19 protein-coding genes are annotated in these 23,127 nt (G+C 40.1%); 9 read left to right on the forward strand and 10 right to left on the reverse strand.

The window, feature by feature from the left end; translation table 11 throughout:
- Positions 1-34 precede the first annotated feature (34 nt).
- The 5 genes from D172_RS01370 to galE are packed head-to-tail and all read right to left on the reverse strand — an operon-like array spanning position 35 to position 5,628.
- Positions 35-1,357, reverse strand: a complete 1,323-nt coding sequence (locus D172_RS01370; RefSeq protein WP_007376252.1) for an alpha/beta hydrolase family protein — start codon at positions 1,355-1,357, stop codon at positions 35-37.
- A 29-nt stretch (positions 1,358-1,386) separates the two neighbouring features.
- Positions 1,387-2,391: a Gfo/Idh/MocA family protein gene (locus D172_RS01375; RefSeq protein WP_007376253.1), complete on the reverse strand. Its 1,005-nt coding sequence runs from the start codon at positions 2,389-2,391 to the stop codon at positions 1,387-1,389.
- 19 nt (positions 2,392-2,410) lie between these two features.
- Positions 2,411-3,559 carry a galactokinase gene (gene galK, locus D172_RS01380; protein WP_007376254.1) on the reverse strand — a complete coding sequence of 383 codons (1,149 nt, stop codon included), beginning with the start codon at positions 3,557-3,559 and terminating at the stop codon, positions 2,411-2,413.
- A complete protein-coding gene (locus D172_RS01385) occupies positions 3,549-4,613 on the reverse strand; it encodes a UDP-glucose--hexose-1-phosphate uridylyltransferase (RefSeq protein ID WP_007376255.1) in 1,065 nt (354 codons plus the stop codon). The genes galK and D172_RS01385 overlap by 11 nt, the downstream gene beginning before the upstream one ends.
- A 1-nt stretch (position 4,614) precedes the next feature.
- A complete protein-coding gene (galE, locus tag D172_RS01390; RefSeq protein WP_007376256.1) occupies positions 4,615-5,628 on the reverse strand; it encodes a UDP-glucose 4-epimerase GalE in 1,014 nt (337 codons plus the stop codon).
- 314 nt (positions 5,629-5,942) lie between these two features.
- Here galE and D172_RS01395 point away from each other — a divergent pair, with 314 nt between their 5' ends.
- Positions 5,943-6,761 (forward strand): SDR family NAD(P)-dependent oxidoreductase, encoded by an 819-nt coding sequence (locus D172_RS01395; RefSeq protein ID WP_007376257.1) that lies wholly within the window; start codon positions 5,943-5,945, stop codon positions 6,759-6,761.
- A gap of 162 nt (positions 6,762-6,923) precedes the next feature.
- Here D172_RS01395 and D172_RS01400 read toward each other — a convergent pair whose 3' ends face one another.
- Positions 6,924-7,172 carry a YdcH family protein gene (locus D172_RS01400; protein ID WP_007376258.1) on the reverse strand — a complete coding sequence of 83 codons (249 nt, stop codon included), beginning with the start codon at positions 7,170-7,172 and terminating at the stop codon, positions 6,924-6,926.
- Positions 7,173-7,717: 545 nt separating this feature from the next.
- On the opposite strand from D172_RS01400, the gene D172_RS01405 reads away from it, so the two are divergent.
- The 8 genes from D172_RS01405 (at position 7,718) to speD (ending at position 15,557) form a co-directional block, all read left to right on the forward strand.
- Positions 7,718-8,299 carry an anthranilate synthase component II gene (locus D172_RS01405; protein ID WP_007376259.1) on the forward strand — a complete coding sequence of 194 codons (582 nt, stop codon included), beginning with the start codon at positions 7,718-7,720 and terminating at the stop codon, positions 8,297-8,299.
- A 46-nt stretch (positions 8,300-8,345) separates the two neighbouring features.
- On the forward strand, positions 8,346-9,506 hold the full coding sequence (locus D172_RS01410) for an HDOD domain-containing protein (protein WP_007376260.1): 1,161 nt from the start codon (positions 8,346-8,348) through the stop codon (positions 9,504-9,506).
- A 379-nt stretch (positions 9,507-9,885) separates the two neighbouring features.
- Entirely contained in the window at positions 9,886-11,091 is a 1,206-nt protein-coding gene (locus D172_RS01415) for an aspartate aminotransferase family protein (protein WP_007376261.1), read from the forward strand.
- Positions 11,092-11,176: 85 nt separating this feature from the next.
- Positions 11,177-12,193 (forward strand): arginine N-succinyltransferase, encoded by a 1,017-nt coding sequence (astA, locus tag D172_RS01420; RefSeq protein ID WP_007376262.1) that lies wholly within the window; start codon positions 11,177-11,179, stop codon positions 12,191-12,193.
- A gap of 15 nt (positions 12,194-12,208) precedes the next feature.
- Positions 12,209-13,678, forward strand: coding sequence for a succinylglutamate-semialdehyde dehydrogenase (astD, locus tag D172_RS01425; RefSeq protein WP_007376263.1), 1,470 nt, complete (start codon positions 12,209-12,211; stop codon positions 13,676-13,678).
- A gap of 126 nt (positions 13,679-13,804) precedes the next feature.
- Complete coding sequence (locus D172_RS01430) at positions 13,805-14,152, forward strand: DUF3802 family protein (RefSeq protein WP_007376264.1); 348 nt, start codon at positions 13,805-13,807, stop codon at positions 14,150-14,152.
- A gap of 90 nt (positions 14,153-14,242) precedes the next feature.
- Positions 14,243-14,656, forward strand: coding sequence for an OsmC family protein (locus tag D172_RS01435; protein ID WP_007376265.1), 414 nt, complete (start codon positions 14,243-14,245; stop codon positions 14,654-14,656).
- Between the two features lie 88 nt (positions 14,657-14,744).
- Positions 14,745-15,557: an adenosylmethionine decarboxylase gene (speD, locus tag D172_RS01440; RefSeq protein WP_007376266.1), complete on the forward strand. Its 813-nt coding sequence runs from the start codon at positions 14,745-14,747 to the stop codon at positions 15,555-15,557.
- A 52-nt stretch (positions 15,558-15,609) separates the two neighbouring features.
- On the opposite strand, the gene D172_RS01445 is transcribed toward speD, so the two are convergent.
- From D172_RS01445 to D172_RS01460, 4 genes are all read right to left on the reverse strand, one after another.
- Positions 15,610-16,953, reverse strand: coding sequence for a M24 family metallopeptidase (locus D172_RS01445; protein ID WP_007376267.1), 1,344 nt, complete (start codon positions 16,951-16,953; stop codon positions 15,610-15,612).
- Positions 16,954-17,086: 133 nt separating this feature from the next.
- The gene (locus D172_RS01450) at positions 17,087-18,358 is read right to left on the reverse strand and encodes an aromatic amino acid transport family protein (protein ID WP_007376268.1); all 1,272 of its coding nucleotides are present in this window, start codon (positions 18,356-18,358) and stop codon (positions 17,087-17,089) included.
- Positions 18,359-18,812: 454 nt separating this feature from the next.
- Positions 18,813-21,905, reverse strand: coding sequence for an efflux RND transporter permease subunit (locus tag D172_RS01455; protein WP_058230521.1), 3,093 nt, complete (start codon positions 21,903-21,905; stop codon positions 18,813-18,815).
- Positions 21,902-23,017 (reverse strand): efflux RND transporter periplasmic adaptor subunit, encoded by a 1,116-nt coding sequence (locus tag D172_RS01460; RefSeq protein WP_007376271.1) that lies wholly within the window; start codon positions 23,015-23,017, stop codon positions 21,902-21,904. Before D172_RS01460 ends, D172_RS01455 begins: the two co-directional genes overlap by 4 nt.
- Positions 23,018-23,127 lie beyond the last annotated feature (110 nt).

A 23,127-nucleotide genomic window follows, 5' to 3' on the forward strand; every position in this document is an offset into this window, starting at 1 on the left:
GCTGCTTGAGATAGATTTATTATCCAGAGCTCAGTTACTTAACGTGTGGTTTAGCTTGCTGCCAATCCATACCAGTGGAAAAGCGATTATCAAATCCGTGCCACTGTGGTAGTGGCTTACCATCAACAACAGCTTGGTCGCCGTTTTGTGGTAAATCTAAGTATTTACACTCACTGGCTATACCTTTTACGTGGCAATCCATCATAGCAAGCACAAAGTGCTTGTTGGTTTCGTTAATTGTACGCATAGACCATGATGGTTCGTAGTAATGACCTATATCTAATTCACTACTGCTTTTTGCAATAGCGGGAGCAGGGTGAGGTGCAATATTGTGGCGGGCATTTTTGTAAGTAAGCATATACTTATCTTGGCTGCCTGTTTGGTTATATAGGTTTTTAATGCCCTCATAACCCGAAATGTCATCTAAGTTACCAGCTATATAAAGCGAAGGTACTTTAATATTTGCCATTGCTTTGGCATCAAATATAGCGTGCTGTCCGCCCCACGGTGCAAAGGCAACCATGGCTTTTATGCGTGGGTCTACTTTCGGGTTTTGGTATTGCCCACCAGCGCAGCTGTTGAGTAGTTGCTGTACTTGTTTAATTTGAGCTGGGTCTTTCATACCCGTAAACATGGCCGTAGTTTGCTCATTAAAAGCGTAACAACCACCTATCGTATTTACCGCGCCATAGCCACCCATTGAGTAACCAATTACACCAGCGCTTTTGTTATCTACTTGCTTACTTGCAAAGTTATTTTGCTCGTTGAAGTAATTAATAACAAACTGCTGATCGCGAGAGCGATTTATAAGCGTACTGAAAAAACCAGAGAACGGCGCATTTTTAAAATCAACATCTGCGTTAGTTGAATCAGTATGATCAATCGCTACAACTATGTAACCGTGTGACGCTAAGTGCTCGCCAAGGTAGTACATAATTGTACGGTAACCGGTATAACCGTGCGAAAGCACAATGACAGGGTAGTGCTCTTTACTATTAATGGCGACATCACGCATTGCATCGGCTTGCAAAGTAAACTCTTTACCTGAGCGAGTTTCATCTGTGTAGCTGCTAAGTGCTGCTTTTGCTGTATTTGCAGCTGGATACCACACTTCTACTTTTAAAGGACGATCTTTTTGGCCTTGTGTGGCGGGGTCAAATTGCGCAGGGTTAATTAAATCAAGTGTTTGCACACCTACATTGTAGCTACCTTTAGCTGCAAGTTCTGGGAGTACTTCGCTAGTGATTGGCGGGTATAGCTGCTCTGGTTTATTAGATTCAGCAACAGTTACACTGGCAGATAAACTGCACGTTGCAAGTAATATGGTTTTTGAAAGCGCCTTGAGTGTGTGTGTCATTGTGTGTCCTTGTTATGTATTTTTATTTTTTAATTAGTCAGTTCAGCCGACTCGACGGTATTGCTATATTGCAGCTGCCATTGTGCTCGCAAGGTATCCATTATGTTCATAACTCGCAAGCTAGTACCCAGTGGTAATACGTTGCTTTGGGTTTGTTTTTGTAATATACACTGCGTGACATGTGCAATTTCAAACTTAAAGTTTTCATCGTCACTAAAGTCGTATTCAAAGTACTGCGGGTCTTGACCGTTTATGTGTAGCTCTAGCGTTTTTGCACCTACAAACTGAGGTATTCGAATATAGCCAAGCTCACCATTAATACATGCTTCTGTTGGGCCATTTTGCTGCAGTGCGCAGGCAAGAGATGCAAATTGCCCGTTACCGTAATCAACTATAACAGTGCTTCGCTCATCAACGCCGGTTGTGCTTTTATGTACAAAGGATTTGATGTGTTCAGGGGCTTTATTAAATACCACATCAGCAATCGAAATAGGGTAAATACCTAAATCGAGCAGGGCGCCACCCGCTGTTACAGGGTTCATTAATCGGTGAGTGTCGGCAAAGCTGCCAGGTAAACTAAAGTTGGCATTAACCCTGTGCACATTACCAATAACACCTTCACTTAGGAGCTGTTGTAATTTTACTATGGCTGGTAAAAATCGCATCCAAACGCCTTCCATTAAAAAGCAGTTTTGTTGTTTTGCAAGCTCAGTGAGGCTTTGCAACTGCTTAGCATTAACGGTAATTGGTTTTTCGCTAAGCACGTGCTTATTGTGTTTTAAGCATTGGGCTATCGTTTTAAAGTGTTGATCGTGCGTATTGGCAATATAAATAGCATCTATATTTGGGCATTGCATAAGAGCTTGATAGCTTTCATAGCCTTGAATATTGTACGGTGTGGCAAATTCTTTAGCGCGCTGCATACTCATTGATGCAGCGCCAATAAGCTGTGCATCACTACAATGTGCAATGCTTTTAGCAAAGGTGTGAGCTATATTGCCACACCCAATAATACCCCAATTAACCTTTGCCATGCTTATTCCTTAAGTTTATTTAAAAAGACGTAATTTGTAATCCTGAACCCGCTGAACATACGTAAATATCAGCATTTAAGCTAAAGCGTTCAAAGTAATGCTTTTCTACCGCTGCTTTAATTAGTGGTACTTCAGCATCACGACACAAACATACAATTGCGCCACCAAAACCACCCCCTGTCATACGTACTGCGCCGCGCTCGTCCATCGCTTCTTTACAAATTTCTACTAGGCCATCGGTTGCCGGTACGGTTACTTCAAAATCGTGTTTAAGTGATTGGTGCGATGCTGCCATTAGCGTGCGAAGTGCATCCATATCGTTATTTTGCAGTGCAGTAGTTGCTGCAATTACGCGGTCGTTTTCGCTAATTACGTGGTGTGCACGTTTATATTCGTTTTCACTTAATGTCGCTTTTACTGCTTGCAAGCCAGTCATGGTTGCTTGACGAAGTGTTTCTACACCCATTTTTACAGCAGCTTGTTCGCAGTCAATACGGCGCTGGTTGTATTCGCTATCAACTAATTTACGCGGGTAGTTTGAATTAACAATAACAATGTTTAAATCATCTGGTACTTTTACTGCCGTAGTCGCTAAGTTTTCGCAGTCAATTAAAAGTGCGTGACCATTCTCGCCTTTAGCCGAAATAAGCTGATCCATAATACCGCATTGGCAATGCATAAAGTCGTTTTCGGCTTCTTGGCCAAATAACGCAATTTTCTCTGGTGGTAAACCAAGCTGTGCAATATGGTTAAACATACCGCCAACAGCAACTTCGAGTGCAGCCGATGACGACAAGCCACTGCCTTGCGGCAAATTACTATCAATAAGTAGGTCAGCGCCACGTAATGTATGGCCTGCTCGTTTAAGTACAAAAGCCACCGCGCGAATATAGTTACCCCATTGCGACTGGCCTTCGCTGATTGCCTCATCAACGCTAAAGCGGTCTTGCTCGTCTGGGTAATTTAAAGAGCGCACAGTGATAATATTATCGTCGCGCTGTTTAAACATAACTTGGGTACGAAATGCTAACGAACACGGTAAAACAAAGCCATCGTTGTAATCAGTAAATTCACCAATTAGATTTACACGCCCAGGGGCGGCAGCAATACCTTGTGCAGGCGCGCCATACAGTGACAAAAATTGTTGTTGGAATTCGTTAAGCTTCATTTATGTGTCCTGCTGTATCTTTATAATGTGTGGTACTGGCTGCTTTTAAAATAGAAGCAGCGGTTTCTGCGCTTAAATCGCGTTGGCTTTCGCCTAGCATTTCGTAGCCTACCATGTGTTTTTTAACGGTAGCAGAGCGAAGTAGCGGCGGATAAAAATGTGCATGTAAGCGCCAGTGCTGCTCATCAGAGCCTCTATTGGCCGGTGCATTGTGCCAACCCATTGAGTAGGGGAAGCTGCAATTAAATACGTTGTCGTATTTAGTGGTTAATACTTTAAGAGCCTGAGCTAAAGAGTCGGTTTGTGCATCGTTTAGCTGGCTAAAGTTTTGAATGTTATCTTTAGTTACTAGCATTGTTTCAAACGGCCATGCAGCCCAAAATGGCACAACCACAAGCCAGTGCTCGTTTTCAAATACTACACGAGTTTGATCTGCTTGCTCTTTTTGCGCGTAATCGGCAAGCAAGGCTGTGCCATGCTTTTCATAATAGGCGAGCTGCTGGTTATCTTCGGCTTCAATTTCCGTTGATAAATGCGAATGCGCCCATACTTGACCGTGAGGATGAGGTTGCGAACAACCCATGATCTCGCCTTTATTCTCAAAAACTTGTACGCATTCGTACTGCTGTGCAAGCTCTGTGTAATTTTGTTTCCAAGTTTTTACTACTTCGTGCAATGCATTTTGGCTAAGCTCTGGTAGTGTTTTATTGTGCTCCGGAGAAAAACAAATTACGCGGCATTCGCCACTGGCTTCGTCGGCAATAAATAAATCGCTGTCTGACTCTAAGCTTTGTAATTGCTCGCTGGCATTAGGTGTGAGTGCGCCAAAGTCATTTCTAAATACATGGGTGTATTTGTAATCTGGGTTACTGTCGCCATTTGCACGGGTGTTGCCAGGACAAAGTGGGCAGTTTTCATCGTGTTTTGGTAATACGTTTTCGTTAACAGCTTCTGTTGCGCCTAACCATGGGCGATTATTACGATGTGGTGACACTAATACCCAACGACCCGTTAGCGGATTTTTACGTCTGTGAGTACTTTCTAATAAAGCCATATTAACTCTCCAACCCACTTGGGTAATTAGTTTGCCAGCGCCATGTGTCGTTTGTCATGTCGGTAAGTGTTAGTTCTGCGTGCCAGTTAAGTGTGTTTTGCGCTTTTGTGGCATCGGCGTAGTTACAGGCAATATCACCTGCTCGGCGCGGCGTAATTTGATAAGGAATATCTTTATTGGCTGATGCGCTAAATGCTTTAATTATATCAAGCACAGAATAACCTTGCCCTGTGCCTAAGTTATAAGCATGAAAAGCGGTGTCTGTTTTGTGCTGCATAAAAGCGGCAACGTGGCCTTTCGCTAAATCTAAAACGTGAATATAGTCGCGCACACCGGTGCCATCTTCGGTGTCGTAGTCGTCACCAAAAATATTTACCACGTCGCGCTTACCTACTGCAGTTTGGGCAATAAATGGCATTAAGTTATTAGGAATACCATTAGGACTTTCGCCTAGTAAACCGCTTGGGTGTGCACCTACTGGGTTAAAGTAACGAAGCGCAATCCCCATAAATTGACTGTTGGCATTACATACGTCTTGCATGGCTTGCTCAACCATGACTTTAGTCCAACCATAGGGGTTAGTTGCGCGTATAGGATGCTTTTCGTCAATAGGGAGGTAGTCTGGCTCGCCGTACACAGTAGCCGATGAGCTAAATATAATATGGTTAACGCCTGCCTCTTGCATGCTCTGTAGCATGCTTAATGTGCCCGACACGTTATTTTGATAATAACGCAGCGGTTGCTCGGTAGATTCGCCAACGGCTTTTAAAGCTGCAAAGTGAAAGACAGCTTCGGCTTTAGTGTATTTTAGAGCGAGCTTAAACTGTTGCTCGTCTTGTATGTCACCCAATATAAACTCAAACCGAGTACCTGTAACCTTTTCGAGTTGGTCAAGTACCCGCGAACTTGCATTAGACAAGTTATCATAAATAACAGGCGTAATACCTGCTTCATGCAATGCAATACATGTGTGGCTACCTATATAACCCATGCCGCCAGTAACTAAAACTTTCATGTTATTTCTCGAAAAGTATATTTATATGATAAATACTACTATTAAGGCAGTGTAAAAACAATAGTAATGATTAGAGCAAAATTCAAATAGAAGAATAAAAAACATTCGCTCATCAGATCCTCGCTTTATCAATTTATTTTATAAACTGATTCTATTACATGGCTAATTATCACGACGGTATTGGGGTGCTACGATAGCTGCATAATTTACTTTAAGACTGTAACTGGGCTTTAACTAACCACAACCCTGGTTAAGATATTTATTATCTAGAGTCCAGGTTAACTACTTTAATGTTGCACTGAGAGGGCATACACATGAAAAAAATCATTTTAATCACCGGTGCAACAGATGGCATTGGTTTAGAGACGGCAAAAATGTTACTAGCCCAAGGTCACACTGTATTACTGCATGGTCGTAATATAGAAAAGCTTAATAATGTACAGACAATGTTAAACGAGCATTACCCGCAAGCAAGTACTCAAAGCTATGTGGCCGATTTAAGCGAAATGTCACAGGTACATTATTTGGCAGAACAGATAAGCGCAGATCATAAACAAATTGACGTACTTATTAATAACGCTGGTGTATTCAAGCTTGAAAGCGTAATAACACCTGATGGCCTTGATGCGCGTTTTGCCGTAAATACATTTGCACCTTATTTACTGACTAAATTACTGTTACCACTATTAAATAAAAATGCGCGTGTAGTTAACGTATCATCGGCCGCGCAATCAAGCGTTAACCTTGATGCACTTATTGGTAATAAGGCGCTTTCGGATGGTGACGCTTATGCACAAAGTAAGTTAGCTATTACGATGTGGTCGCGCTATCTAGGACTTAAATTAAAAGAGGTAGGCCCGTTAGTTGTATCAGTAAATCCAAAATCGTTACTGGGTAGCAAAATGGTTAAAGATGCATACGGATTAGACGGTGGAGATCTAAAACTAGGAGCTGATATTTTTTATCGTGCTGCGCTTAGCGATGAATTTAACAACGCCACAGGTTTGTATTTTGATAACGATGCTGAGCGTTTTGCACCGCCACATATAGATGCATTAAACGAGACTAAAAACCAACAACTAGTTGATACATTAGATAGTGTTTTAGCACAGCTTAAATTAGGTGAATTATAATGAATAAACCTATACGTGGACTGCTGAGTGCGCGCTTTATGACAACTTTAAAGCCCTGCTACTGTGTTTATGAATCCAGTGGGTGATTTTGTAAAGTAATATAGATTTTTGATTGAAGACGATCAAAGAGTTCACTGTTTACAGCGAACTCTTTTTTACTTTTTAGTGTTGTTCGGCTTGAAGTAAACGCTGGTATAGCCAATCTTTTAATTCTGAGCGAACATGCTTTAATTGATGCATTTGTTCATCGCTAATTGGCGCATCTTTAAGCTCCAATACTCTTATTTCTTTGTCTAACTTATCGTACTGTGTTGCCTTTTCGGCAAATTCAGAATCGTCAGTATTGAGTGTTGCAATGGCATTTAAATGATCTGGAAAGTCGTTTGTTAATGAGTGGTCTTCGCCTAACATATTCGCTCCTTAATAGGATATAAATGAGCTCACAAGTAAGTGAGTTGTTTAAGTGAATTATTACCTTCATATAATACACTGGGGTTTAAACAATCATAAATCAACCATTGCCAACTTAATTTGATATAGCGCAAACAACCGCTTTTACTTTTTAGCAGTTATTGTTTTTTCCAATAAGGGACTTCACCAAAGCAGGCAATAAAATGATCGATAAACGCACGTACTTTAGCGGTCAATAATTTATGGCAGGGGTATACAGCTGAAATAGTCGTATTAACTACTCGTGAAAAGCTTAGGGCTCGATATTATTGCTCAAGATGCGAGAAAGTAGAATAACCACAGAAGTTAAGCGACTATGAGTGGAATTAAACTTAAGTAACCTGAACTCTGGGCAATAAATCTATCTTGAGCTGCTATTTTAGTTAAAAGAGCAAGTTTTTAACGCTTTTTGCTAATTTATATTGGTTAATTAATAGTGGTAGAATGCAGCGCTTAGTGCCACTTGTGTGAAGTAGTGGTCAATAATTTATAAGGTCTGTTGTGTAATGCTGTTAATGATCGATAACTACGATTCGTTTACTTACAACTTAGTGCAATATTTTCAGCGTTTAGATCAAGACGTTTTAGTAAAACGTAATGACGAGCTAAGCATTGCACAAATAAAACAGTTAAACCCGAAACATATCGTGTTATCGCCGGGTCCTTGCTCACCTAACGAAGCTGGTATATCGTTAAGCGTGGTTGAGCAGCTAAAAGGGCAATACCCAATTTTAGGCATTTGTTTGGGACACCAAACCATCGCACAAGCTTTGGGTGGTGATGTCATTCGTGCTAAAAAAATTATGCACGGTAAAACATCGCCCATCGTTCATACCAATAAAGGTGTATTTAAAGGTTTAGCCAACCCATTAACGGTATGTCGTTATCACTCTTTAGTCGTTAAAGCACAAACACTGCCTAAAGAGCTTGAAGTAACCGCGTGGAGTCAAACCGAATTAGGTGAATTTGACGAAATTATGGGGTTACTCCATAAAGAGTTAGCGATAGAGGGAGTGCAGTTTCATCCTGAAGCTATTTTAACTGAACAAGGATTAGCACTGCTTGATAACTTTTTAATGCGCTTCTAATTTTTAATACCGATACTTATTTTATATTTACTAATGAATGGATGTTATGACTGAACTTGTAGCGCAACAACGAACAGCTAAAATACTTGACCAACGAGCACATGATTTATTGCTTGGTCATAGCTTTGCGCATCAGCAAATTGGTTTTATTCATACATTAGAAATAGAATATGGCGAGCCAATGAAGCAACGTACGTTGCTTCAAGTTGAGGTCGCAGCACAACATAAACGTCAGCAGAGCAGTACTGCGCATCATAAGTATCGAGCTCAGGCGAGTGAAGTACTTCACAAAGCAATAGAAACAGCTATTTTTAAGCAACTAAGCGACATGGATGCCGTAATCCTAAATACGTTAGGGATTGAAGATGGTATTGCAACTATTCTTGATCTTTTAGCGGTTAAGTCTGCAACTGTAGGGCGGCTAGAGCCTCTAGTAAACGATTTAAGCTGGCTTGGGCGTGAGTTAGTCACACTCGTTAATTTACCTTACTATCGAAAACAGCGTAGTAAAAACACCTCAGTAAAAGTAGATAGCCCCGCGCTTGCTCTGCGCTACATTGGCCTTGATAATTTACAGTTAGTCATACCTACTTTTGCAGTACGTCATTGGATGCCACACAGTACTGAACCATTTTCACTGCTAAAGCGCAGGCTACGTGATAGTGCAATGGCTAATGCGATTGCAGCACAAAAAATAGCGCAAATTAACAATGTAAACGATATTCATGCATTTACCCTTGGTATGCTTTTAGATGTAGGGCGAATCGCATTAGTGCGTTTATATTTAAAAACTTTTGAGCAAGTATGGCAACGTAAAGTACAAATAGCGCGCCAAGAGCAGCGCAAAGACTTGCACACTGCGTTATTAGAATTAAAACCCGACCCGCTTTTTTTAACTACGTTACTTAATAACCAATCTTTAGCTATCAGTGCTAAAGTTATTGAGAAGATGAAATTTAAGTATTTGCCGTTTCAAGGGGTCATGCAGCAGTTGGTTAATGGAGTCGATAAGGGCGATACAATGCTACCTTTAACCGAGGTAATGTTAAAAGCGCGTTGTTACTCTCAATATCTAAATTTAAAAGAACACCAGCTTATTGAATCTGATGAAACAACAGCATGGTTTTCGTACTTTAAGTTCACTAAAACGGAACTAAAAACCCTCGAAACAAGTAATTTTACCAATCTAGCTATTCAAATTGACTAAAAACTTAAAATTTTTGTTAATTTTTTAGCGACTAATCATTCATTCTCACTCTATTGTTATATTGCATATTTAACACTTAAAGTGTGTGCGCCTCAGTGCTCATGCGGTTAGTTGTCTAAAAATGAGCATAATTGACTATGCAAATAGTTATTCACTATCTATGAAATAATATCTTTAGCCCTTTATTTTAAAGGGATACATGAAAGTTTTTAACGAGACAGATTTAAGTAATTCTGAAATAATGTGCGTCTGAAAATTGAACCACAAAGCAATTTTGCGCAATTATCAGGTTACTGATCTTGCCTATAAAGTTGGTTACAAATAGTAACCAAACACCTATTTTGATGTTTTGTGTTGCTCACAATTAAGAGGAAATAAAATGACAGTCAATCGCGAATTATTTGATCACGTAATGGTTCCTAACTACGCACCTTCAAGCGTAATTCCTGTTCGAGGCGAAGGCTCTCGTGTATGGGATCAACAAGGTCGAGAGTTTATCGACTTTGCTGGTGGTATTGCCGTTAACTGTCTTGGCCATTGCCACCCTGCATTAGTAGGCGCATTAAAAGAGCAAGGCGAAAAAATCTGGCATCTATCTAACGTAATGACCAATGAGCCGGCACTTCGCCTAGCTAAAAAAATGGTTGATGCGACATTTGCTGAAAAAGTTTACTTTGCCAACTCTGGCGCAGAAGCAAACGAAGCCGCGCTTAAATTAGCGCGTCGTTTTGCACTTGATAAGTTTGGCGCAGAAAAATCACAAATCATCGCGTTCAACAAAGGTTTCCACGGTCGCACATTCTTTACCGTAACTGTTGGCGGCCAAGCTGCATATTCAGATGGTTTTGGCCCTAAGCCTGGCGACATTGTACATTGCGATTACAATGACCTTGCTGCATTTGAAGCACTTATCAGCGATAAAACATGTGCCGTAATGATGGAACCTCTACAAGGTGAAGGCGGTATTGTTTCACCAACTGATGAGTTTGCTCAAGGCGTTCGTGATTTATGTACTAAACATAACGCACTGCTTATTTTTGATGAAGTTCAAACAGGCGTTGGCCGTACTGGCGATTTATACGCATACCAAGGCTTAAACGTAGTACCTGATATTTTAACTACCGCTAAAGCACTTGGCGGCGGTTTCCCTATTGGCGCTATGATCACAACAACTGAGATTGCACAGCACCTTAAAGTAGGTACTCATGGTTCTACTTATGGCGGTAACCCGCTTGCGTGTGCTGTTGCAGAAGCTGCATTTGATACAGTAAATACCCCAGAAGTACTGGCTGGCGTAAAAGCAAAAGCCGCATTATTTAATGAACTACTTAGCGCGGTTAACGAAAAATACAACGTATTTAGCGAAATCCGTGGCCAAGGTTTATTAATTGGTGCAGTAGTGAACGAGCAATACAAAGGTCGTGCAAAAGAGTTTTTAGTGGCAGGTACTGAGCAAGGTCTTATGTCATTAGTTGCTGGTGCGGATGTAGTACGTTTCACTCCATCTTTAGTAATTCCTGAAGCGGACATTCGCGAAGGTATGGCGCGCTTTGAAAAAGCAGTAGCAAGCGTAGTAAACGCATAAGCGACTTAAGCCAACCAATTAAGGGCAAGCACCGCTTGCCCTGCAATTCCTATTTACCGTTATTTATAAGGGAGCAAGCGGACTCATGATGATCCTTCGCCCAATCCAGCAAAATGATTATTCAGCATTACTGAAAATTGCCCACGAATCAGGGCATGGTTTTACGTCTTTGCCATTAAACGAAGAACTATTGCAAAAAAAGATTGACCATTCAGTAAGCTCTTTTGCTAAACAAACGTCACAACCTGGTGACGAAGGCTACCTGTTTGTTCTTGAAGATAGCGAAACCGGTGACGTTGTAGGTACGTCTGCAATTGAAGCTGCGGTAGGGCTTGATGATGCATTTTATCATTATCACTTAAGTAAAGTGATTCACTCTTCGCGTACATTAAACGTCTACAAAGCGGTTGATATTTTAACGCTATGTAACGACTACACAGGTGCTACAGAGCTTTGCACATTGTTTTTAAAAGATGGCTATCGTAAAAATTGTAACGGTAAGCTACTTTCAAAAGCGCGCTTTATGTTTATAAAACAGCATCAAGAGCGTTTTGCACAAACAGTGATCGCAGAAATGCGCGGTGTGTCTGACGAAAACGGCAGTAGCCCTTTTTGGCAGTGGCTTGAAGAGCACTTTTTCTCAATGGATTTTCCAACAGCCGATTACTTAACAGGTATTGGCCAAAAGGTTTTCATTGCTGAATTAATGCCTAAATACCCAATTTACGTAAACTTGCTAAGTAAAGATGCGCAAGCCGTAATAGGTAAAGTACACGACAACACTCGCCCAGCAATCGAGTTATTAAAAAGCGAAGGCTTTACGTTTAATGGCTACGTAGATATTTTTGACGGCGGCCCAACGGTTGAAGCAAAAGTAGATAACATTGCGACGATTCGTAATGCAAATCACTTTAACGTTGAAATTGGTGAAATGACTGGCGACACCATGGTGTTACTAGCGAACGAAAAGCTTGAAGATTTTAGAGCAACTGTTGCGCCAATGATATTTGACGAGCGCGCAAAAAGCCTTATTTTATCGCAAGAAATAGCAGATGCATTGCATTTGCAAGCTGGCGATATTGTTAGTGCAACCACGATTTAATTTAGGAGAAAGTATATGACTCATCCTGCACAATTTATTAATGGTCAATGGTCACAAGGCCAAGGCACAGAATTTAATTCGCTAAACCCTGCAAATAACGACGTTATTTGGCAGGCATCATCAGCAACTGCGGCGCAAGTAGATACCGCAGTAAATGCAGCGCGCGAAGCGTTTTACGCATGGGCTGATAAAAGCTTTACTGAGCGTTTAGAAATAATTAAAGCATTCGCAGCGCAATTAAAAGAAAACAGCGAAGAGCTCGCTATTACTATTGCACAAGAAACTGGTAAGCCACTGTGGGAAACGCGCACAGAAGCGGGTGCTATGGTTGGTAAAATTGCCATTTCTGAAAAAGCATTTTTAGAGCGCACTGGCGACGTAGAAAACGCAATGCCACTTGGCCGTGCGATGATTCGTCATAAGCCACATGGGGTTGTAGCCGTATTTGGTCCGTATAACTTTCCGGGTCACTTACCTAATGGCCACATTGTGCCAGCACTTTTAGCAGGTAACACGGTTGTATTTAAACCGTCTGAACTTACTCCTAAGGTTGCTGAGCTTACGCTTAAACTGTGGGAAAAAGCAGGCTTACCAGCTGGTGTAATTAACTTAGTTCAAGGTGAAGTAGAAACGGGTAAAGCCCTTGCTGCTCACAAAGGGATTGATGGCTTGTTCTTTACGGGTTCTTCGCGTACTGGTCATATTTTACATGAACAGTTTGCGGGTCAACCGGGTAAAATTTTAGCGTTAGAAATGGGGGGTAATAACCCACTTATTATTACTGACGTTGAAGATACGAAAGCCGTTGTACATGACATCATTCAATCAGCGTTTATCTCAAGCGGCCAGCGTTGTACATGTGCACGTAAATTGTTTTTACCTAAAGGTAGCAAAGGCGATGCAATTTTAGAGCGCCTTATCACTGCAACTAAAGCGATTAAAGTAGGCAACTACGATGATGCAGACCAGCCATTTATGGGCTCTATGATCTCATCAGCGGCAGCAGCAGGCATGGTTAAAGCGCAAAACGAGCTTGTTGAGCTTGGCGCTCAAGTATTAGTAGAACTTGAGCACACAGCCAATACCGGTTTTGTAACACCGGGCATTATTGAGTGTACAAATATTAGTGACTTTCCAGATGAAGAGCATTTTGGACCACTTTTAAAAGTATTCCGCTTTGATGACTTTGACCAAGCAATTGATAAAGCAAACGATACAACCTTTGGTTTATCGGCTGGTTTATTAAGTGATAGTGCAGCAGATTATGACCACTTTTTACGTCGTATTCGTGCCGGCATTGTTAACTGGAACCGCCCAATTACTGGCGCATCAAGTGCAGCACCGTTTGGTGGTATTGGCGCGTCGGGCAATCACAGAGCAAGCGCGTATTACGCTGCTGATTACTGTGCATACCCAGTTGCTTCAGTTGAGCTTGAAAAAGTAGCGATGCCAGCAACGCTAAGTCCAGGTTTAAAAATAGATTAAGTACTACTTAATAACTACAAAAGCAGCTTCGGCTGCTTTTTTTGTATTGCTATCGTGCAAAGCTAGTAATTCGCGTCGCTTTCTGATTAAATCATGGCAATTAATTATTTTAAGGTGGTATAAAAAATGGTTTTAGATAGGCAAGGGTACGATGATTTGATCATGTATCTAACTCAAAATTTAGCATTGTTTGAGAAGCCAGGCGAGATAAAACCAGGTGCCCCAACAGTAATGGAATTAATTGAAGACGTCATTGCGCAAAATGTTATGCTTATTTGTGAGCAGCACACAGAGCTTAATACAGAGCAGCGTAGCTTAATTGTACGCGAAGTTGACGGCATAGTTTACGATTTAGAAGAAGTCCTCAGTAGTATCACCACACAGCCTGTCACGGTTGAGCAGCATGCATTTATAGATGAATTTGCTGGTTTAGTTAAAAACTTATTCGATAATGCAGTCTCGCAACAGTATTAATCAATTGCTTATATAGCCGCCTAGTACATTTTCATTTGCAACTGCGGCTAAGTTGCTTACAATCAAGAAAATATTTTTTGAGATAAGCACATGCAAGCAAATGTAAAATGGGTTGAGGGCGATACGTTTATCGGTCGTTCTAATTCTAATCATAATGTTGTTTTTGACGCCGGTAGCGATAGTGCCGCGCCAAGCCCTATGGAAATGGTTTTAATGTCGGTTGGCTGTTGTTCATCAGTCGATGTTGTCAGTATTTTAAAGAAAGCCAAACAAGATTTTTCAGACGTGCAGGTTCAACTTACTTCAGAGCGTGCCGAAACAGCCCCACGCGTATTTACTAAAATCAATTTACACTTTGTTGTTAAAGGTAATAATGTGTCTGAAAAACACCTTGCACGCGCCGTTTCCCTCTCTGCTGAAAAGTATTGTTCGGTTGCATTAATGCTTGATAAAACAGTAGAAATTACGCATAGCCACGAAGTTGTGCAAGATCAAGCAAAATAACGCTTTTTCCATAAGGAAAATTCGTATAAAATCCGCGAACTTTTCATTCTGCAGGTGCAGAGTTCACTAATTTATAGGTTGGTTTATTATGAACAAACCCTTCGATAAACTTAAACTTCATGGCTTTAACAATTTAACCAAAAGTTTAAGCTTTAGTATTTACGATATTTGCTACGCAAAGACCGAGCAACAACGTAAAGAATATATTGAATATATCGATGAGCAGTATAGTGCAGATAGACTAACCGACATTTTAGGTGAAGTTGTTGATATAATTGGCGCTAACATTTTAAATGTAGCGCGCCAAGACTATGAACCACAAGGCGCTAGTGTAACTATTTTGGTTTCAGAAGAACCAGTAGAAGAGCAGCAAAATTACGATGCTGACGAAGCGCCAGGTCCATTACCTGATTCAGTTGTTGCGCACCTAGATAAAAGCCATATTTGTGTACACACATACCCAGAAGCTCACCCTGATGATGGTATTTGTACATTCCGTGCTGATATTGAAGTGTCTACTTGTGGCATTATTTCGCCACTTAAAGCGTTAAACTTCTTAATTCATAGCCTTGAGTCAGACGTGGTAACAATTGACTACCGCGTTCGTGGTTTTACCCGCGACATAAATGGCGTTAAGCACTACATTGATCATGCTATTAGCTCGATTCAAAACTTCATGACAGAAGATACTAAAGAAGCGTACCAAATGATGGACGTGAACGTGTATCAAGAAAACCTGTTCCATACCAAAATGATGTTAAAAGAAACCGACTTAAATACCTATTTATTCGGCCTTTCTACGGCAGATTTATCAGAGGGCGAAGAAGACGAAATTCGCTCAAAACTGACCCGTGAAATGCAAGAAATATTCTATGGCCGTAACCTGCCAGATACAGAATAATAGCAACGAATTAAATTAAAAATGGCGCTCAGTGAGCGCCATTTTTTTTGCTTTATTTTACAAGCAATAATTGTGTTTGTCGGCCATTTAAATACCAGACACCGCTTTTATCAAAAATAGCGTCCTCTTCTAGCATTATTCTTATTTCTTTGTTCCACTGTTTTATAAACACCGCATTGTTGAGCTCAATAGAGTAAGCCGTATTTAAATGCAGCGGATAGTCACCATCTCCTGGTACACCTTGCTGAGAATCCCACATACCTAATGTAGTACCAGCAGCGTGACCATGATAGCCAAGAGGGTGAGTATAAATAGTGGGCTTTAATCCCTGAGCAATAGCGGCTTTTCGTGCTGCAGCTAACACTTCATTACCTGTTTTTCCTACCGCAAATTGATTGGTAAATATATCTTGTAGTTTATTACCGCTTTTTAGTGCTTCAACTAAGTAACTAGGCGCACTCGTTTCGTTTTCTTTGAGCACATACGCATGCTGCTGCGTGTCGGTATTTAAGCGTAAATAAGTAATACCAAAATCGACATGAAGTAAATCGCCGGTTTGTATAACGTTATCATCGTAGCCATTGGTAAAGCTTTCTTCATGATTAAACGACTTCGCATCGGCGCGCTGAATAGCAACGCTTGGGTGAAACCATGTTTGTAGTTTTAGCTCTTTTACGCGCTCTCTAAACCACCATACCAAGTCATCGCTAGTTGTTTTACCCACCGTAATTGTTTTACCCGAAAACCCCTCTGCAATAATATGATGGGCAATAGCCACAATGTGTTTATACATTTCAACTTCTTCAGGAATGCGTTGCTCTAACCACGCGACAGCAAGCGGCTCTGCAGAAATTATTTTATTGTGATAATTGGCGGGCAAGTTAGCCATTAAGGTTTTGTAATCGCCTAGCACAAGGCCATCGGCATGTGCCCAGTCGGTAGAAGTATTGAGCGCAATGTTGCGAGGTTTGTATTGCTCAATAAGCGTATTGAGTGCCTGCCACTGGCTAGGTTGTGTTTGCTTATCCCAGCCTTTTTTAAATACATTACCTATTTTATAAGGCGCAATAGCGTAAGCATCAACACCACCTTGTTTATTAAGCGCAAATAGCAAAATAGTGGTGCGTCTTGCTGAAAGCCATGTTGCAGGCAGCATTGTTTTTAATATTGGATCTTCATTGTATTCGCGGCTTATAAGAAGCCACATATCAGTGTTGTGCTGCTTCATTAACGAGGGCATTAAGGTGTTAACCCTAAGCTCAGTTATTTTATTAATAAACGCAGCGCGCTCTTTCATTGATAAAATTGTTGGGGATTCTGAAGCTTGAACTAAAGGGCTTACAAATAGTGTTGCGAGCAAACATGCGCTTATTAGTAATAATTTATTGTATTGCATAGTTGGGCTATTTTTAGGCTAATTTATACTTAACATGCCAGAACCCACACTATAAAAAAATAATTTGAGACAAACCGTACAAACAAAAAAGCCCAGCTAATTAACTTAGCTGGGCTTTTGTGTACATAGCGTATTAATTAATCATGCTGTAAATAAGTGCAAATACAGCAAGTGAGCCAACCGCTAATATAAATAGCGTGCTTAAACGGTTACGGTATTTATGAAGTGCAGGCACTTTATAAACTGCAATCATTGGCATGATGAATAAAATCATCGCAATGATAGGGCCCGATAACTGATCCATCATGTCTAAAATACTTGGGTTTTTAACAGCGCAAAACCAAATAGCTAAAAACATAATTAACACACCAATTTTATCGGCCACTTTTGCGCTTAAGTTTGTTTGCTTAGTTACTAAACCCGTAAAGCTCTCACGTGCCCCTAAAAAGTGACCCAAAAACGACGATGTAATAGCAATAAAGGCAACAAGCGGCCCAAGTGTGGCAATAAACGAGTTATCAGTAATGTTAGCAAGATAGGAGAGAACCGATACGTTAGCCGCTTTAGCAGCGGCCATTTGCTCGCCTGTAAGCGACAGCACGCAAGAGAACACAAATAACAGTACAAAGGTAATAAGTAGTAAGCTAGTACGCTTTAAAATCGCCTCAGATTTATGTGTAGCTTGTTCACCGTAGTGACCGCGTTGCACGTTTACAAAGCTTGAGATAGCCGCTGCGTGGCTAAACGAAAACACAATAATAGGGATCGATAACCACAACGTTTTTCCAAAGCTGCCCATTTCAGGCATGCTCATATCTGGCACTTGCCAGCTTGGGATTAAATAAAGTGATAAAAACAATAATATACCCACAAGCGGATAAACTAAAATAGCAAAGGCACGTAGCATTAAGCGCTCGCCGCCCATCATTAAGCTAATCATACCTGCAACTAATACACCCGAAAGTAATACGCGAGATGGCGACTCTAACCCCATTTGATTAACCATAAAGCTATCAACAGTATTGGTTAAGCCCACACCGTAAATAAGCAAAATTGGGAATATAGATAAAAAGTACAACAAGGAGATTAACCGACCTGCAGTCACACCAAAGTGCTCTTCAACTACATCGGTAAAGTCGGCATCTTTATTTTTCGATGAAAGTACAAAGCGTGCTAAGCCTCGGTGGGCACAAAAGGTCATTGGGAATGCTAAACACGCCATAATAATTAATGGCCAAAAACCGCCAATACCAATATTAATAGGTAAAAATAAAATACCCGCACCAACGGCCGTGCCAAATAGACTTAGCGTCCATTGTGTATCGTGTTGGTTCCATTTTGAGGTAGAAGAGTGTGTGTTATTTATTGGTGCATTTGAAAGCGTTGCACCTTGAGGTGTTGTCATGTGTGTGCTCATCCATTATTTGTAATAATAATTGCGCCGAAGAATATAGTTTTTGACTAAATTTTTCATGTTTTGAGCTGGTTTTAGAATGAATTAGTTGTAGTGGTTTAGTGACTAACTGTCATGAATATGAAACAGCGATTTAAAAGTGAGCAATGTATAAAGTAATAATTATACAATGTGTTGTTTATTTGAACGAAGTAACTGCTGTCAGGTTTTTTTGTATGAAACAAAGTTTTTTATACGCTGCAGATATTACATAATTTATCGCGATAAGAGCTTTAGCTTATTAGAGCGTGTTGATCTTTGGTCGTTGAATTTTCAACAGCATGTTTGCATGTAAGCCAACAAGGTAACGCAGGAGCTGTTACCGAGCTGGCTATGTTATAAATCTCGCGCCGGGATTAAATTTCCCCTAGATAGAACAAACTTTAATCTTGAGAGGTCACAGACCTTAACTAATAGCAAAAGATGATTTTTCATTTGAACTGCAAAGGTTACTTTTATTTACTTCTTTAGGCACTCGTTTTGAAGCCAGTTTTACGTAAAAAGCAGGCAATACAAAAAGAGTAAAAAGGGTTCCTATAAGCATCCCTGCTACTAATATAATGCCAATACTATTTCGGGCTTCAGCCCCAGCTCCAGATACCATTAATAATGGGAAGTGCCCAAGAACAGTGGCAGCAGTGGTCATTAAAATAGGCCTTAATCTAGTTGATGCAGATTCAATTACGGCTTCTATGCGGCTTTTACCTTGCTCTTGTAGGTGATTTGCAAATTCGACAATTAAGATACCGTTTTTTGCAATCAGACCAATGAGTGTGATTAAACCGATTTGAGAATAAATATTGATAGTCGTTAATTCAAAATACGACAGCATCAACGCGCCAGCCATTGCCAAAGGTACACTCCCAATTAACACAACTAGAGGGTCTCGAAAGCTATTAAATTGGATACTAAGCAGTAAGTAAACAATGACCAGTGAAATTAGCATAACGCCTAATAAACTATTACCTTGTTGTCTTATTTGTCTAGACTCTCCGGCATAATCAACAGTGTATGAAGGGGGGAGTAATTCTTTTGCGGCATTTTCTAATGCTGAAAGTGCCTCTTCTTTTGTGGAGTTAGGTAATACGGCTCCAAATATGCGAAAGGCATTTTGCTGTCCAAAGCTATTTAATTGTCTAGGAACTGTTGCCCATTTAACTTCAGCTATTGCAGATAATGGCACGCTGGTTCCATTAATTGATTTAATGTTTAAGCTTAGTAGTTTTCCAGGATCTGACTTTACATTTCGGTCAATAACAGGGATTACCTGATAAGCTTTTCCTTGCGCATCAAATCGATTAACGTAATTATTTGATAAAAGAACACTCAGTTGCTGATTGACATAAGCGAGATCCATTCCTAAATCGGCAATTTTATCGCGCTTTAATTGTAATTGTATTTGGGGTAAATCGATTTTTAAATCAGTGTCTGCGTATAAAAAGTGCCCACTAGCAAATGCTTTACCTATAAGTTGCCCCGCATAGCTTTGCATTATTTCAAAACTATCGCTGGACTTAACGACCATTTCTACATCGAATTGGCCCGCAGTAGGAAGTGGCGCTGGAAGAATGGGCAACGGGTTGACTCCAGGGGTTTTAGCCAAGCGTCCATAAACCTCAGGAAAAATTGATTTAGTAGTGTAATCTCGTTCGCTAGCACTTATAAATTCAATACCGCCAAAAGCACTATTGGTAAAAATGTTCTGCCACATTTGAGTTGTGCCGGGTATTTCTAATAAGCTATCAACCATGCCACGAATGTTATCTTCATTATAAGTTAACGATGACTCAGGGGGGGATTGTACAAGTACAAATATGCTGCTTTGATCCTCAACTGGCGCAAGCTCTTTTTGTGTACCTTGGTAAAATGGTATTATCATAAGGCTTAACGCAATTGCAGCGACAATCACTTGATTTCGCCACGACAATAAAAGTGTAAGTAACAACGCATATTTATTTCTTAGCTGATCAAATACCCAGTTTACTTTTTTTGTTAATTTAGTTTCTTGCCCTTCAGCAGGGATAACATAAGCGCTCATTATTGGTGAAAGTGTGAGGGCAACAATGCCTGATATAAGCACTGATATTGCTAGGGTAAAAGCAAATTCTTTAAATAATACGCCGGTAAGTCCAGACAGAAAGCCAATCGGTAAATACACCATTGTTAGTGTGAGAGTCATTGATACAATTGGTACAAACAGCTCTTTGGAGCTTGTGAGCGCAGCGTCAATTTTAGATTTTCCTGCACGAATATGACGTGAAACATTTTCTACAACAACAATCGCATCATCAACCACCAAGCCAACAGAGAGAACAATAGCGAGCACGGTTAGTAAGTTTAACGAAAAACCGACGACATACATTGCGGCAATAGCACCTAATATTGAAATAGGAATAGTCACTAAAGGTACCGCTGAGCTTCTAAATGAACCCATCATAAAGAGAACAACAACGCCTACTAGAATAACCGTCTCAATAAGTGTTTTAAAAATCTCATTTAATGCATCGCGCATATATAAAGTACCATCATAGGCATAACCAATGCTGATACCATCCGGTAAAGTCTTATTAATTTTATCGGTTAATGCGTAAAGTGCGTCACCAACTTCAATTTCATTTGCACCTGGCTGCGGCCAAACTGAAATATAAACAGTATCATGCTGATTTAAGCGAGCACTTACCGTTGGCTGCTCAGAGCCAAGTTCAATATGGGCTACATCTCTCAGATATATAACATCATTATCTATACGTTTTACAATTAACTGCTTAAATTCATCGATACTTTTCAATTGTGTATTAGCGACCAGATCAATTTTTTGTTTATTAGTTTCTATATAACCTAGCGTAGCTATTGTATTATTTGCAGCCAACGCGGAGTAAATATCGTCAGCGCTAAGATCAAATGCTTCTAACTTTGCAGAATTTAAATGCACGCGCATCGCAGGCGTTCTACTGCCTTCAATTTCGACTCTTTGAACACCCTCAATATCTGTAATTATAGGAGTCACTTGCCTTGATAAAAAGTCGGTTAGTTGTGTAAGTGATTCGCCCTGATGCTCTATATTTAAATAAAATAGCGCATGAGGTCGATCGGTGCGCTTAACGCTAACAATGGGATCCTCAGTATCATTCGGGAGCATATATTTAACTTGGCTAAGACGAGCAGTAAGCTGTGATAAAGCCCGAGTACTATCTTCGTTTAAATTTAAGTAAGCTGTTACAGTGCTATTCCCTGCAATTGTGACTGATTCAACATAATCAACACCTGGAACCGTAGCAGAAATACGTTCAATTGGTTCTGTAATAAAACCTTTAACTGTTTCAGCTGATGCGCCTACGTAGTTAGTTGAAATAACTAAAGATGAACTTTCAATTTTTGGAAACTGTAGCACAGTCACCTTAAGCACTGACCAAATCCCAGCAATACAAATAATGGCGGATAAAACGATTGCAAGTGTTGGTTGTGTTATGAATCGATCCATAAAATGATTGTTTTTCATAATGATACCTTAGGAGATAACGTATCTTCCATAGCTACAGTACGCTCTGAATTAAGCAAGTATGCTCTTAAACCGTCACGCAATTTAAATGCTCCATGACTTGCGATTAATGCGCCTGAGGTTAAGCCATTGGTGATCATAACGAGATCCCCAATACGTTCGCCTAATTCAACTTGTGTACGCTTAGCGTATGTTTTTCCTTCCTCGTCTTTATTTAATAAATATACATAGTTCCCTAATTTGCCTTTAATAACTGCTAAATATGGGATCGCAACAACCTCTTTTTTGTTGCCAATAGGTACCTTAATTTTAACGAGTTGATTTGAATTTAGTTTAGTATTTCCTAATGTAATTTTTGCACGGTATTTCAGCTGTCTTGAGTGTTTTGACATTTCTGGTGCAACAGAAGCTACTTGTGCAATTATTTCTGTCTGTGTGTCATCAAGTAGCGTTAATACTACCGGCGTATTAATTGCTAGCTCTGTATAGGTTTGCGGGAGAGAAAAATCGACCCACATATATTTTTCAATACCAATGAGCTGAGTTAGATTTGTATTAGCAGGTAAAAACTGACCGACTTGCAAGTCATGTATACCAACGCGGGCTGTAAATGGTGCTGTAATCACTTTTTTAGCAATTTTAGCTGAGAGTAGATTTATTTCTGCTTGGTATTGAGCAAGTAAAGCCGTTGATTCATCTAATTGCTGAGCGCTCAATTTATTTGAATTATAAAGGCTTTTATATCTCTTTACGGTGGTGTTTTGTAGTTCAAAGCGTGATTTAGCTATTTGCAGTTGTGCTTTTTCCTCCTCGTGTTCTATTTCGAGTAACGTATCGCCTGCATAAGTAATACCGCCAGATTGCAAATAGAGTTTTGTAACTTTACCTGCTGATTCATTAATTAACGATAATGTTTTAGGGGCTTTTACGATACCGCTAATATCTATATGTGACTGATGAGCAACTTTTTCTACATACATAGCTTCGACATTAGCCGATTGTTCATTGCCTATATTGCTGCGCGCATCAATGATGTTACTTTTAACTGCAAAGCTGCCCGCTATTAAAATTGCTAGTATGCCTGTCGTTGTAATCCATGGAATGAAATTCATAATTAGCTCCTTGTGTGCATCTAGTAGGTAATATGCTTGGGTGAAGTTTGTTTATGTAAAGTATCTTTATATAAAGATATATAATTAAAAAAATTTGTCAATAAACTTCA

This window comes from Pseudoalteromonas sp. Bsw20308 (assembly GCF_000310105.2).
GTDB classification, from domain to species: Bacteria; Pseudomonadota; Gammaproteobacteria; order Enterobacterales; family Alteromonadaceae; genus Pseudoalteromonas; species Pseudoalteromonas fuliginea.

Coding starts and splice junctions, on each gene's coding strand:
- D172_RS01445 (WP_007376267.1), bottom strand. CDS start 16,953: ATGCAATACAATAAATTATTACTAATAAGCGCATGTTTGCTCGCAACA.
- D172_RS01385 (WP_007376255.1), bottom strand. CDS start 4,613: ATGGCTTTATTAGAAAGTACTCACAGACGTAAAAATCCGCTAACGGGT.
- D172_RS01410 (WP_007376260.1), top strand. CDS start 8,346: ATGACTGAACTTGTAGCGCAACAACGAACAGCTAAAATACTTGACCAA.
- D172_RS01415 (WP_007376261.1), top strand. CDS start 9,886: ATGACAGTCAATCGCGAATTATTTGATCACGTAATGGTTCCTAACTAC.
- speD (WP_007376266.1), top strand. CDS start 14,745: ATGAACAAACCCTTCGATAAACTTAAACTTCATGGCTTTAACAATTTA.
- D172_RS01400 (WP_007376258.1), bottom strand. CDS start 7,172: ATGTTAGGCGAAGACCACTCATTAACAAACGACTTTCCAGATCATTTA.
- galK (WP_007376254.1), bottom strand. CDS start 3,559: ATGAAGCTTAACGAATTCCAACAACAATTTTTGTCACTGTATGGCGCG.
- D172_RS01375 (WP_007376253.1), bottom strand. CDS start 2,391: ATGGCAAAGGTTAATTGGGGTATTATTGGGTGTGGCAATATAGCTCAC.
- D172_RS01395 (WP_007376257.1), top strand. CDS start 5,943: ATGAAAAAAATCATTTTAATCACCGGTGCAACAGATGGCATTGGTTTA.
- astA (WP_007376262.1), top strand. CDS start 11,177: ATGATGATCCTTCGCCCAATCCAGCAAAATGATTATTCAGCATTACTG.
- D172_RS01430 (WP_007376264.1), top strand. CDS start 13,805: ATGGTTTTAGATAGGCAAGGGTACGATGATTTGATCATGTATCTAACT.
- D172_RS01455 (WP_058230521.1), bottom strand. CDS start 21,905: ATGAAAAACAATCATTTTATGGATCGATTCATAACACAACCAACACTT.
- astD (WP_007376263.1), top strand. CDS start 12,209: ATGACTCATCCTGCACAATTTATTAATGGTCAATGGTCACAAGGCCAA.
- galE (WP_007376256.1), bottom strand. CDS start 5,628: ATGAAAGTTTTAGTTACTGGCGGCATGGGTTATATAGGTAGCCACACA.
- D172_RS01435 (WP_007376265.1), top strand. CDS start 14,243: ATGCAAGCAAATGTAAAATGGGTTGAGGGCGATACGTTTATCGGTCGT.
- D172_RS01450 (WP_007376268.1), bottom strand. CDS start 18,358: ATGACAACACCTCAAGGTGCAACGCTTTCAAATGCACCAATAAATAAC.
- D172_RS01460 (WP_007376271.1), bottom strand. CDS start 23,017: ATGAATTTCATTCCATGGATTACAACGACAGGCATACTAGCAATTTTA.
- D172_RS01405 (WP_007376259.1), top strand. CDS start 7,718: ATGCTGTTAATGATCGATAACTACGATTCGTTTACTTACAACTTAGTG.
- D172_RS01370 (WP_007376252.1), bottom strand. CDS start 1,357: ATGACACACACACTCAAGGCGCTTTCAAAAACCATATTACTTGCAACG.